Here is a 12,330-nt window from a genome sequence, read left to right on the forward strand (position 1 = left end):
GACCATCACTGCCGCGAAGAGCTGCGAGGTCAGCGGGGTCAGGTTCGCGGACTTGAGCACCATCGTGCAGCCGGCCGCGACCGCGGGGGCGATCTTGCGGGTCGCCATCGCGAGCGGGAAGTTCCACGGCGTGATCAGCAGGCACGGGCCCACCGGCTTCTTGGTCACCAGCAGCCGGGACTTCCCGTCCGGGGAGACGGAGTAGCGGCCGAACGCACGGACGGCCTCCTCGGAGAACCAGCGCAGGAACTCCGCCCCGTAGGTGACCTCGCCACGAGCCTCGGCCAAAGGCTTGCCCATCTCCAGTGTCATCAGCAACGCGAAGTCCTCGGCACGGGCCGTGACCAGCTCGAAGGCGCGGCGCAGGATCTCCCCGCGCTCCCGGGCCGGGACCTTCGCCCAGGACTCCTGCGCCGCGGCAGCCGCGTCCAGGGCCGCCATGCCGTCCTCAGGACCGGCATCGGCGATGCTCAACAGCACCTTGCCCGTCGCCGGGTCCTCGACTTCGAACGTCTTCCCGGACGCGGCCGGACGCCACTCACCGTTGATCAGCAGGCCCGTCGGGACCGAGTCCAGTAGTTCGAGTTCTTTAATGGCGGGAACAGACATTCTTTTCTTCCATTCAATGAGGCGTTAAGTATTCAGCGGCAGTGCGGGGGGACACCGGCCGTCGGGGTCAGGCAGCGGCTGCCGTCGCGCCGTGTTTGCATAGAGGCCTTAGTAGGCTTTGACCCGTTGCTCGACGACCAAGTGGATGAGCGCGAACACGCGGTCCTCATGGATGGCCGCCAGTGCCGCCTCAACGGCGCTGGGGATGTCCCGGTCGTGTTCGACTTTGATGCCGAAGCCGCCGAAAGCTTGGGCCATGAGCGCGAATTCCGGGTTTTTGAGCTGGGTGCCTGAAACCCTGTGAGGGTAGTGGCGTTCCTGATGGGTGCGGATGGTGCCGTATTCCTGGTTGTCCATCACGATCACCAGGGGAGTGGCGCCGTACTGAGCGGCGGTTGCGAGTTCCTGGCCGTTCATGAGGAATTCGCCGTCGCCGGCGATGGTGACGATACGCCTGCCGGGGTAGGCCAGGGAGGCGGCGATGGCGGAGGGGACGGAGTAGCCCATGGAACCGTTGCGGGCGCTGATCATGGACGCGTAGCGCTGGGTGGGGAAGTACCGGTGCGCCCAGTTCGTGTGCTCGCCGGCACCGAGGGTGACCATCGCATCAGCGGGCAGCGTCGGAACGAGGTTGGCCATTAGCGTGTCCATCCGGGCCTGGCCGTCGACCGGCGAGGCCGGAGGGAGGGCGGCGAAAGATTCCTGCTCGGTACGCATCCGCGAGGTCCAGGCCTTCCACTCGCTCTTGACCGGTAGGTCGATTTTGACGAGATCCCGGATGAACACGTCGGGTTTGGCGACGATCTGATATGACACCGGGCCGGAGCGGCCGCGGAGGGAGGGGTCGATGGTGACCAGGAAGTTCTTCTTGTTCCAGTCCTGCCTGCAGAGGAACCCGTCGGTGATGACATCACCGGGGACCGTGCCAACAAAGACAAGCAGGTCGGTCTCCTCCAGCAGGTCGTAGGTGGGCCGCGGGCGCCCATAGCCGATCGGTCCGACATACGACGGGGAGTGGAACGGGACGGTGCCCTCAGTGCGCCACTCGGCTGCCGCAGGAATATGGTGCTTCTCCAACCATCGAGTCAGCAGGTCCGCGCCTTCCTGCGTCCAGTCGTTCCCGCCGGTTACAAACAGCGGTTTAGTGGATGCTGCCAAGGCGGTGGCGAGGGCACCGGAATCCGCGGTGGTCATTCCTCCGGTTGCAACGGGGATGGGCGGGTGCAGTGTTGAGTCAATGTCCTGGCGAATGACGTCCTCGGGAAGGCCGACGACCACGGGGCCGGGCCGGCCGCTCATTGCCGCAAAAAAAGCTTCGGCCACAATTTCGGAGGCGCGCTCCGCGTGATCCAGAACCATCACCCGCTTGGCCCCGGTGTCGAACCAGGCTTTGATGTCGAATTCCTGGAATGCCTCGCGGTCCCGGTGAGCGAAGGGGATGAGACCGACGAATAGCACCATCGGCGTGGAGTCCTGCCAAGCGGTATGCAGGCCGACATGGGCGTTGGCTGCCCCTGGGCCTCTCGTCACCATTGCGACGCCGGGAAGCTGGTTCATCTTCCCGTCGGCTTCGGCCATGTAGGCGGCCCCGCCCTCGTGGCGGCACACAATGGTTTCAATAGTGGAGTCGTGCAGCCCGTCCAGGACGTCGAGGAAGCTTTCCCCGGGGACTACGTGGGCGCGCTGGACACCGTGGGCCACAAGTGAGTCAACGATGACATGCCCTGCCGACTTGATCGCGGCCGCTGCTGCAGGCCGTGGGCTGGATTGGGGCGCACCGGGCCGTGTTGGAGGAATGGTGGCCGGTAACTTCATTGTTTCTTCCTTCTGTATTGGACTGCTGGTTCGCCGAGGGCAACCGTGACGGGATGTTGTCCGGATGAGTGAACAACGCCTTCCCCGGGGTTTGGTCAGTTTGCGGGCGCTGAGCTTTTTTGAAAGATGTCTGGCCGCGCTGCCAGCGTCAGACGTGTTCTCCGGATGTGGGCGCGGATGAGATTTCCCGCCGTTTCGTGGTCTTTTCTGACAATGCTGTCCACGATGAGGTGGTGTTCTGCATCTGTCGCCCACTGCTGCTCGAGCTGGAGTTCCTGCGCGAAAACGCGGCGATAATGCACTGTGGAATTCCAGCACCGATGGACGATGTCGTGCAGGAGGGGAAAAGAGGCTCCCGCATATGTCGACAGGTGGAATTCCTGATCGAGGCGCATGAATGTCTCGGCATCGGACGCTTCGGTGATTTTGTCGGCGAGCCTTTGGAGCCGGTCAGTTTGCGATGGTGTCAGCCTGTCAATACTTTCGCGGAGCACCAGACTTTCAACCTGTTCACGCAGCTTGTAAATCTGGTCGAACTCGAAGGCGTCCAGACTGGAAACCCACGCGCCGCTGTTGGGGACAATGGTAACCAGCCCTTCGGCTTCGAGGATCTTAAGACCCTCCCTGACCGGGATCCTGCTGGCGTCGAAGCGTTCGGCCAGCACCTCCTGCCCGATTCGCTCCCCTGGGGTGAGGAGGCCTTGGAGAATGTCGGCGCGTAGCTGTTCGGCTATGTTCCGGCCTGTCCTCCCGGCCATGCGGGTGGTTTCCACAGGTTCCCCTTTTCCGTTGGGATGATGTCTGGATTGTTAGCGGCGGAGAGTCGCCATGGTTCACCGGCAGCCATGTGGCGTGACGTTCGTTGGCTCCCACTGGGTTCGGCGCCAGAAGAAGGACCGAACCCAGCCAGAGCCAAGAGGAAATGAGCTATCTAGGAGTGGAAGAAGCCCAAAAGCCGCGGGTAGACAACTTCAGGAATTTCGAGGGTTGGGCTGTGCCCGACGCCGTCGAAGATGACTAGTTCGCTGTTGGGAAGTCCGTCAGCCACTTCTTGAGCCCAGGCCGGCGGTCGCGCACTATCCTCGGTCCCTGAAAATATCAGAACCGGGAAGTCGATCTTCGGAAGAAGGTCCAATGCACTCTCCCTGGTCATCACGCCCATCATCGCCGGGCGGAGGCGCCGGGGCACCGCATTGATTCGGTCCCGCCAAAGCGACACCATGTCTGCGCGCTCCGGGTCTGCAAGGCAGGTCGCCCCGAACATGATTTCCATCGTCTCTTCCAACACATCGCCCACAAACCCGTGGACACTGGCGCGCTCGGTCCAGTCGACGTATTCCTTATGCGTTTCACCGCGGGCAGAGGAGCCGGCCATCACCATCTTGTGGAACAGCTCGGGTCTGCGCGCGGCCACTCGCACGCCAACATCACCGCCCATTGACTGGACGAGGAGATTGATATCTTTCAGAACCATTGAGTCGATCAGGGCCAGAATGTCCTCGGCGTTCTCATCCATAGTGATGACGTCCACATCCTGAAGGTCGCTTCTTCCTTGACCTCGGAACTCGGGACGAATGACGCGGAATTTCCCTGCGGCAGCCTCGACCAGACCGTCGAACATGCGGGAATCGAGGAACAGCGAGTGCAGGCAGAGGATGACGGGCAAATCCGCTTCGCCGGTGTCATCAACGAAGAGGTGCGTGTCGCGCACCTTCACAACTTCTTGGGTCCTGGGCATGTCTATACAACTCCTATGTTGTTTCGAGTGAGACGGGAGGATGAGCTTGGCGCAGCGAGGGCGAATCTGCCGCCAACTACGGAAGGTGGGCGATTAGGCGAAAGTGTCTACCGGGGCCTGGCCGCAGCTTTGGGGGGAGACGAGGGCGCGGTCTCTGGACTTGAATTTGCCGACGGTCTCACGTGTGAAAAGGACCAGAAGCAAGGCGGCGAGGATACAGGCTCCGCCCATGATGTAAAGGCTCCAGTTGTAGCCGGCGGCGGCCGTGTATCCGCCGCCCGCTGAGATCAGGAAGCCCAAGGCAAGTGGAGAAGCTCCTCCAAGGTACATGGTCGTCAGCAGAACAGAGTTGGCAGTACCCAGGCCACCCCTCTCAGCGGCATCCGCGACGAAGCTGTAGAGCACCGGAAAGATCCCGTTGGTGGCCATTCCGAGGAACAGTTGGAGCCCGACAAGCCAGATGAGGCCTTGGGACGAGAGCTGCAGCATGAAGATGCCGATCCCGAGCCACACGAACGTTATGATCGAGGTGAACTTACGCCCCAGAGTGTCCGAGACATGTCCCCACAGAATCTGTCCCACACCCCCGGTGATCGTGAACACTGCGGCATAAGCAGCCGCCTCAGCGAAGCTGTAGTTGCCGACGAACGCAATGTACTGCGGCAGCCAGAAGCTGATGCCGGTGTAGACGGCGATGCCGAGAAGGGCCGCAATCGAAGGGACAACGATGTTTGGATTGCGCAGCGCACGTCCCAAGGCGCCCGGTGCCGCGGGCTCGTGCGGTTCGTCGCCATCGCGCAGGGGAGCGGTGTAACCGGCCGCTATAGTTTGTTCCTCGAACCGGGTGTATCGCTTCTTCGTGGCAAACAGCCAGTAGCTGATCCAGATCGGGACCATAGAGAGCGGAACTATCAAGAACGTATCGCGCCAGTTCTCGGTGCCTGCCAAAGTGAGGATGCCACCTACGAGGAGTGAGGTGATGAGCGTTCCCCACGGGTATGCGGTGTGCTGCAGCCCAAGGAACAGGCCGCGCTTTTCGACGGGGGCAGATTCTGCCATGGTGGAGACTTCGATGGCCTCTCCCGCTCCTCCGAAGGCATTCTTGACGCTCTGCAAGGTGACGAAGGACCAGATCGAAGACGTCAACGCGGCGATTCCGCCCAAGATCGTAAAGATAAAGTATCCGACCGCCATGACGGCATTTCGGTACTTGCGGGCCCACCCATGTCCGCCTTTGTCGAACCAGGGGCCGAGCGGGAGTGCCAACAGGGACGCGGACACGGTCACGATCGCCGACACGATACCCGTCATTTCAGGCGTGAGCTGATACTCCGTGACTATTGAGGGAAGAACGAAGAATAGAAGCTGGCGGGTGCTGGCGTTGAGTGCATAGATGAGCCAGAGAAATACGAGTGCGTACAGCGAGTAGCTGGGAATTCCTCCATACGTCCGCTGCTGAGCAACGCGAGGTGGCGAAGAACTAGACATCGGTCGGCCTCTTTCAAGAAATCAAGCTGGTGTTAGGGGAGTACGAAACCGTCAGGTGAAACTGRGGCCCGTTTTGGGGCGGGAAACCCGCGCACATTAATAGCGGTGCGCGGCCTTCTTTGGCCGCGCACGATGCGAGTCCTACTCTCTGCCGAGCCGGGGTGCCCAATCGCCGTCTCCTCGATGAGAGGGATAGTCGCAGCCCTAAGCAATGATGTAGTGTTCCGCACCACAACCCTAGGCCTTTGGATACGATCAAGGCAATAGTTGTCGCTAAAGTGGTAAAAAATGCGTTCTTTGGCGTTGCATGTATCCAACTTTCGGAAAAGTAGGGTTTGCTGTAGGCGGCTGGGGGGTGCACGTTCACCGCGGCGGGCTGGTGGACCGGGGGCGCCACGGGGGCCAGGGCGTGGACGTGAGTCCTCCACGGCGGGCCCGGCAGTGGGGGGCATCCTCGCATCTGGCCGTGAGTAGAGTGCGCAGCCATTGCGATTACTCCAGAGAGGAGACCCCCATTTCTGGAGTCCCATTCGGGTGCAGCCATCGCGATCCGCGGGTCAAGCCTCGCCACCGGAAGGTATTGCGGATGCCGCGACTCCACGCCGGCACCAAGGCTTCGTTGGCCACTGGATCGAGGCGGGGGTTATGTAGGTCCGCCGACTAAGGGCTTAAGCAGCGATTGGATACATTCAGCAGGCGATATCCGGTCAAATGGCGAACCAGTCCCCAAGACTTGCGTGAATCGTATCCAAAGTCTAAAATTTGTGATGTGAACCACTCAGCTTAGGCCTGAGGGCCATTGAGGACACTTCGATACCCCAGCGACGAGGTTCGGAGACCTGGGGCCTCAACACAAAGCAGGACTGACACTCGGGACGGGCCGATGGTGGCCCTAACGGGCCAGTCCTATCCGAATCAAGGAGAAATGATGACTGAAACACTTTCTGGAAAATGGTGGGAGCTGCTGGGCGAGGAGTTGAACGCCGACGTGCGCTGGTCCGAAGCCGCCAAGTGGTTCGAGGCTCGGATCCAATTTCATTACGAGGAGGGCTCTGCCTCGTTGGACATTCGCGGGGGCAAGGTTGCCGGCGTTACAGACGGGTCCTCGGCCAGGGGTGCCGACATTATCATCAGCGCTCCACGTGCCGAATGGGAACGAGTAGTCAGTGGAGAAACGGACTGGTACCGCGGGACATCGCCCGGGCTGGGCGAGATTACTCTCGGTGGTGACGCCGTCCTCGCGATGAGGAACATCAAGGTCATGTGGCTGCTGCTGGAGGCCATGAAGCGAGTGGGCAAGGAAGCAAGCCCCCGCCCGGAACCGTCCCCGGCCCCACGGCCGTCCGGCAAGGAAATTATCGGACGATACATCGATGTCAACGGCATCCGCACCTACTATGAGGAGGCTGGCGAAGGTCCCGCCCTCATCTGCTTCCATGCCGCAAGCCAGGACAGCCTGATGTACCGCCATGTGCTGGAGGGCCTCTCGGACGAATACCGCGTCATTGCAGTGGACGCACCCGGCCACTCCAAAACCCTCGTTCCTGAAGACGGCCCGTTCGAAAGCCTGACCCGCCACGCGGAATTCAACGAGGCGCTGATCGACGCCTTGGGCCTGGAGAAGCCGGCTATCGTCGGCTGTTCCATGGCCGGAAATATGGTTCTGGAACTGGGCGCCCGCCGGCCTGACGCCTACTCCGCGATCATCTCGTCCGAGGGCGCCGACTACACTCCGACAGTGTCCGAGTTCTTCCTGGACATGCTCAAGGTCGACGGGCAGCAGATCCTCGAATGCTGGTCCCAGTCCCTCACCGGCGACCGGACCCCCGAAGACCGGGCAGAGGAAGTCGTGTGGCAGATCCAGCGCAACACCGCCAAAGTCGCCGCTGCAGACCTCACAGGTTACGCGGGATTCGATGTCCGGGACCAGATGCACAAGGTCACGGCTCCGGTCCTCTTGCTGGCGGGGGACGCTGACTGGCTGGTCTATCCCGATCAAGTCAACTCGACACAATCGCACATCGAAGGCAGCGAAATCGCGGTACTCGCCGGCACCGGGCACTACCCGATGATCGAGAATCCCTACGAGTACAACGAAGCCGTTCGCTCCTTCCTGCACAGGAACGACTACAAATAGGCACATGCGCCGGGCCTGCGGGCGAGGTGAGACTCGCCCGCAGGCCCACGTTTCTGCATTCGCCGGAAGCCGCAAAAGCCGTCCCGGCTGCGCTTGGGAGCGGCCTCACTCATGCCCGTGAAAACGGCCGCTTGACTCGGCAGTCCATCTGCCTGGAAAGGACGCCGGATGAATGAATTCATCGAGAACTGGGCCGACCTCGAATCCAGTAATACGGTGCGCCTGTACCGGAAGGGTGACTGATAGCCGCCGGAAGCGTCGACGGCGTGATGCCGGATGGTTCTGCCCTTTGGCTGGTCCAGGGCACGTTCTTCGGGCGGGCACTCTTCCTGAAGTCCGACGGCATCAACGCCGTTCGCGTGACTCCATCGGACTCGCCGATCACAGGAATCACTTTTGAGAGGCCATAACGTGACAGCTTCACGCATTGCCGTAAACGGTACGACTCTGCACGTCGAAGATACCGGCGAGTCCAGCCTGCCGACGATCCTGTGCCTCCGCTCGCTCTTCCTCGATGGTCGGGGAAAACGACACAGTCAGATCCCCACAAGCTGACATGCTTGACCTGTGGCGTAAGCGGATTGCCTCGCTCCCCAAGAGCCTGTTGCCGGCCATGAAAGGCGTGATTGAAAGGCGCAACTCGCTGCCCCTTCTCCCGGAATTAGGCATCCCTGTGCTCATCGTCTCGGGCGAGGAAGATCAGCACCGGCCCCCCGGTGTGGTGCGACGAAATGGCCGACGGGCTCCCCAATGCCAAACTCGTGCGGCTCGACCGGATCGGCCACAGCAACATCCTGGAGGCTCCGGAGATTGTCATCCCACAAATTATCGGGTTCGTCGAAGCAATCGGACAGTCATAGCCGCCACCGTCGGCCTTCACCGCCTTGCCCCAAGCTGTCCTCACCGCGCCCCACAGCAGTGGGGACAGCTTGTCTATGCCCGGTGTTTTCCGCGATTCACGGGGACGACCCCCACCACGAGAAAAAGGACAGACATGACCTTTCCCCAGACACGACCCCGTCGCCTCCGCACCACAGTGGCCATCAGACGTCTCGTAACGGAGCATCGGCTGGCCACCTCGGATCTCATCCTTCCGGTCTTCATCCGCGAAGCCCTCACCGAGCCGGCACCGATCGGATCCATGCCCGGCGTCGTGCAACACACCGCAGACTCCCTGAAGCGGGCTGCCGCGCAGGCTGCCGAACAGGAACTGGGCGGCATTATGCTCTTCGGAATCCCCGCTCACCGCGACCATGCCGGCTCCGCCGCCCTGGACCCTGAAGGTGTCCTGAACGCAGCCATACGCGACGTCCGGGCAGAAGTGGGCGACGACCTTGTCGTGATGAGCGACCTGTGTCTGGACGAGTTCACCGATCACGGGCACTGCGGCGTCCTCGACGCCAACGGATACGTGGACAATGACAAGACCCTGGAAATCTATGGCCAGATGGCCATCGCCCAGGCCGACGCCGGCGCCCACATCGTGGCGCCGTCAGGGATGATGGACGGCGGCACCGGAGCCATCCGCCGGGCGCTGGAGAGCGCGGGCCACACGAACACTGCGGTGATGGCGTACGCAGCGAAGTACGCGTCAGCGTTTTATGGTCCCTTCAGGGAGGCTGTCGATTCCCGGCTTACGGGGGACAGGAGAACCTACCAGATGGACGCGGGGAACCGCCGTGAAGCGCTGACCGAGGTCAAACTCGACGTCGAAGAAGGCGCCGACATCGTGATCGTCAAACCCGCGATGAGTTATCTGGACATCCTGGCCGACGTAGCCCAGACCAGCCCCGTGCCGGTCGCGGCTTATCAGATCTCGGGTGAGTACGCGATGATCGAAGCTGCGGCCGCGAACGGCTGGATCGACCGCCGCGGAGCGGTCCTGGAGTCGCTGCTTGGAACTAAGCGTGCTGGGGCGGACATGGTGCTTACCTACTGGGCATCAGAGGTCGCGACCTGGCTGAAGGCAGCGTGATGGGCGGCGACGGGACAATCCGGCCCGAATACCGGTCCACGGCAGATGGGGCTGTGGCACGGCCTCAGGGGCCTAGCCGCCTGAGTGCAGCGCCCGCCGGAGGGGCGGCGGCTGCCTATTCCTTTCTGAGTCACGCCGGATCCCCACGGTGCGGGCTCTGTGGCCATCCCGCACCAGCACCGGCTGAGACCGCTTGTGCTGTGCTCGGATTCGCGTCGGCAGCGTGCCCGCTACGTGGCAGCGCAGGTGCTCCGGGGAGGACGCGGCGACCTGTAAGTGCACAGGGGCGCAGCACGTCTGCTGATGTGCGGGCCCGCACCGTGAACCAGGTCATCTTCCGGGTCTTTGTCCTTCACATCGGGCTCGCGCGCGAACCCGCAGGCACCATTCGCCCTCCCGGGTCAGCGTATGGTGGCTGGCCACGAACGGGTAATTGCGGCGCAGGATTTCATCTGTTGCTGCCACGATCCCGGACCTGACCGTGGGGTTACTGAGCTCCGTGGCATCTGCGGTCGTAGGGAGTAGACGGGGTGGCACTGACGGCGGTTAGTCCGTGTGGGGCTGGCTGAATGACACGAGACGCGATTGCATTTCCCAGTACGGAGTGGCGGCCGGCACTGGTTTGCCGTCACGTAGGGCGTTGGCCACGTTCACCGCCGCGTCAATTGCTGCGCGGTACGGCAGGGAGCCGGAACTCACCCGCCGGACCCCCAGCTCACCCAGCTCGGCAACGGTCAGGGAGGGATGTGCCAGCACGTTGACCGGCAGCCCCATGCCAGCGGTGACGATCCGGATGTCCTCCGGATCCACAAGTCCGGGGACAAAGATGCCGTCCGCTCCGGCGTCGGCGTAGGCACAGGCACGGAGCAGGACGGCATCGACAGTGGGTTGTTCGCCGAACCATATGTTGTCCACGCGGGCGTTGATGAACATAGTAGGGCTGCGTCGGTTGACGGCGGCAACTTTGTCGGCAAAGGCTGCTGGATCGACCAGGTGCCCGGCGGTGCTGTCCTCCAGGTTGACCCCGGCCACGCCCAGGGCAGCCAGTTGGGCCACAAGTTCCGCAACCTCGGCGGGGTCATCGGAGTAGCCGTCCTCGATGTCAGCCGTGACGTGGACAGGCAGGCGGCACAGCTGCGCCGCCCGTGCGGCGGTGACCGCCTTGCTGGACCGGCCTCCGTCGGGCAGGCCGGCACTTGCCGCAATTCCAAAGCTGGTGGTGCCGACGGCCGGGAATCCTGCTGTCGCAAATGCCAAGGCGGATCCGAGGTCCCACGCATTGGGCAGCAGGAGTGGCACCACAGTGTGGTGGAGTTCCCGGAAAGTGGCCGTTTTCATTCCCATCCCCTGCCAGCCGAAGTAGGTGAATCCCCGTTCAGTCTATAAACGCGGCGGGGCGGTGCAACGAATCATCCTTCCCGGACCTATTCGTAATTGAGGCGGAACGGGTCGCGTTCCTGCGGGATGGGAACGTCCTCATCGACGAAGGCGTCGAAACCGGTCGTGGCAGCTGTCGAGGGCTAGGGAGAATCCGTCGCAGGCACCTGATCCGCAGAGGAGTGGCAGGATTCCTGACTTTGGCTTGTGGAAGAGCGAACAGGCCTCATCCGGTCTCGTCCAGATTGTGGCAACGCCAAGATTTCGGTGCGGCCTGCTTCACGATACTTGAGGCGGGACAGCCATCGTCTCGTGGACGGCTTCGGCGCCTACACCAGCCGGTTGGTTCATGGAAGGCGCGAACTTTAGTTCAGCATTGTTGCCTGGCCGTTTCGCTGGTTCCTACTCAGCGCTTTGGGTTGCCTGGAGTGTGGCAAAAAGAAAGTGTGTACAAAGTGCACACTTTGGGCTTCGGACTGCGTCGTTTGTGGGTCGGATTGGGCCGGATTCCCTATGTTTGCGGGGGGCCAGTGTTTGCAAGGGTGGGAATGCAGTTCGAGTCCCACCTCGGGCACAGCATTCCCCCTCGTCAGAGGGGGGTTTTGCTTTATCGTGTGTACATTGACCCTGCCCGGGTCACTCTGACGCTGTTCCGCGGCTGGTGCCTGGCCCCGCGGTAGCCTGTGAAGTTGTGGGTGGCGGGTTCAAGGTCCTGGCTGGTGGGCCTTCCGCCTGCGGGGATGTGGGGTCATCCGGGTCTCCTTTCTGGCTTGTTCTGGTGGGCGCAATTGGTCCTTCACCTATTCATGTTCTGGGGTTGTGGTGATGACATGACCTGTGCGAAATTTTTCCGGATGCTTGGCTGCGATTCGCTGCTTCTTGGAGCCTCGGGGACAAGCTGGCGGCTGTTTGTCCGGCCAACGGGGGTGTGTACAGTGTCCACACCGGTGTCCAGGTGATGCCGTGGCTCATCGGCGACGTCCCTTCGTGCCTATTTCTGCGGACACGAGTTCATGCTGCCACGGGGTCTGGGTGATATGACTTTCCGCCTGGTTCTTACGTCTATTTCTTGCGCGTCTTTGGCCGGGCGGCAACCACCACGATCGGAATCAGTCAGGGCACCAGCGGACTGTCGCCAGGGTTACCTTAGATCCATGGGGCACCTGAGAGGTCCTTTATATCTGGACATCG

9 protein-coding genes are annotated in these 12,330 nt (G+C 62.0%); 3 read left to right on the forward strand and 6 right to left on the reverse strand.

All coding sequences use genetic code 11. From position 1 onward, the window contains the following. From AC1D2F_RS23395 to AC1D2F_RS23415, 5 genes are all read right to left on the reverse strand, one after another. A partial coding sequence (locus tag AC1D2F_RS23395; protein ID WP_476967863.1) for an aldehyde dehydrogenase family protein occupies positions 1 to 609 on the reverse strand: 609 nt, incomplete at its 3' end. Positions 610 to 717: 108 nt separating this feature from the next. Then, positions 718 to 2,424, reverse strand: a complete 1,707-nt coding sequence (locus AC1D2F_RS23400) for a thiamine pyrophosphate-dependent enzyme (protein WP_229995255.1) — start codon at positions 2,422 to 2,424, stop codon at positions 718 to 720. 95 nt (positions 2,425 to 2,519) lie between these two features. Continuing rightward, a complete protein-coding gene (locus tag AC1D2F_RS23405; protein ID WP_229995254.1) occupies positions 2,520 to 3,197 on the reverse strand; it encodes a GntR family transcriptional regulator in 678 nt (225 codons plus the stop codon). A gap of 158 nt (positions 3,198 to 3,355) precedes the next feature. After that, complete coding sequence (locus AC1D2F_RS23410; RefSeq protein ID WP_229995253.1) at positions 3,356 to 4,162, reverse strand: alpha/beta fold hydrolase; 807 nt, start codon at positions 4,160 to 4,162, stop codon at positions 3,356 to 3,358. A 93-nt stretch (positions 4,163 to 4,255) separates the two neighbouring features. Further along, positions 4,256 to 5,650 carry an MFS transporter gene (locus tag AC1D2F_RS23415; protein WP_229995252.1) on the reverse strand — a complete coding sequence of 465 codons (1,395 nt, stop codon included), beginning with the start codon at positions 5,648 to 5,650 and terminating at the stop codon, positions 4,256 to 4,258. A 925-nt stretch (positions 5,651 to 6,575) separates the two neighbouring features. Here AC1D2F_RS23415 and AC1D2F_RS23420 point away from each other — a divergent pair. From AC1D2F_RS23420 to hemB, 3 genes are all read left to right on the forward strand, one after another. Then, entirely contained in the window at positions 6,576 to 7,787 is a 1,212-nt protein-coding gene (locus AC1D2F_RS23420; RefSeq protein WP_476967864.1) for an alpha/beta fold hydrolase, read from the forward strand. Between the two features lie 731 nt (positions 7,788 to 8,518). Further along, on the forward strand, positions 8,519 to 8,647 hold the full coding sequence (locus tag AC1D2F_RS23425) for an alpha/beta fold hydrolase (RefSeq protein WP_290369415.1): 129 nt from the start codon (positions 8,519 to 8,521) through the stop codon (positions 8,645 to 8,647). 134 nt (positions 8,648 to 8,781) lie between these two features. Then, a complete protein-coding gene (gene hemB / locus AC1D2F_RS23430; RefSeq protein ID WP_229996105.1) occupies positions 8,782 to 9,762 on the forward strand; it encodes a porphobilinogen synthase in 981 nt (326 codons plus the stop codon). Between the two features lie 546 nt (positions 9,763 to 10,308). On the opposite strand, the gene AC1D2F_RS23435 is transcribed toward hemB, so the two are convergent. Continuing rightward, positions 10,309 to 11,100: an isocitrate lyase/PEP mutase family protein gene (locus AC1D2F_RS23435; protein WP_476967865.1), complete on the reverse strand. Its 792-nt coding sequence runs from the start codon at positions 11,098 to 11,100 to the stop codon at positions 10,309 to 10,311. Positions 11,101 to 12,330: the final 1,230 nt, after the last annotated feature.

It is taken from the genome of Arthrobacter sp. P1_B3 (assembly GCF_056406615.1).

What these genes read in the sequence shown, in the direction of transcription:
- AC1D2F_RS23400 (WP_229995255.1), bottom strand. Translation starts at nt 2,424, where the DNA reads ATGAAGTTACCGGCCACCATTCCTCCAACACGGCCCGGTGCGCCCCAA.
- AC1D2F_RS23410 (WP_229995253.1), bottom strand. Translation starts at nt 4,162, where the DNA reads ATGCCCAGGACCCAAGAAGTTGTGAAGGTGCGCGACACGCACCTCTTC.
- AC1D2F_RS23415 (WP_229995252.1), bottom strand. Translation starts at nt 5,650, where the DNA reads ATGTCTAGTTCTTCGCCACCTCGCGTTGCTCAGCAGCGGACGTATGGA.
- AC1D2F_RS23420 (WP_476967864.1), top strand. Translation starts at nt 6,576, where the DNA reads ATGATGACTGAAACACTTTCTGGAAAATGGTGGGAGCTGCTGGGCGAG.
- AC1D2F_RS23425 (WP_290369415.1), top strand. Translation starts at nt 8,519, where the DNA reads ATGGCCGACGGGCTCCCCAATGCCAAACTCGTGCGGCTCGACCGGATC.
- hemB (WP_229996105.1), top strand. Translation starts at nt 8,782, where the DNA reads ATGACCTTTCCCCAGACACGACCCCGTCGCCTCCGCACCACAGTGGCC.
- AC1D2F_RS23435 (WP_476967865.1), bottom strand. Translation starts at nt 11,100, where the DNA reads ATGAAAACGGCCACTTTCCGGGAACTCCACCACACTGTGGTGCCACTC.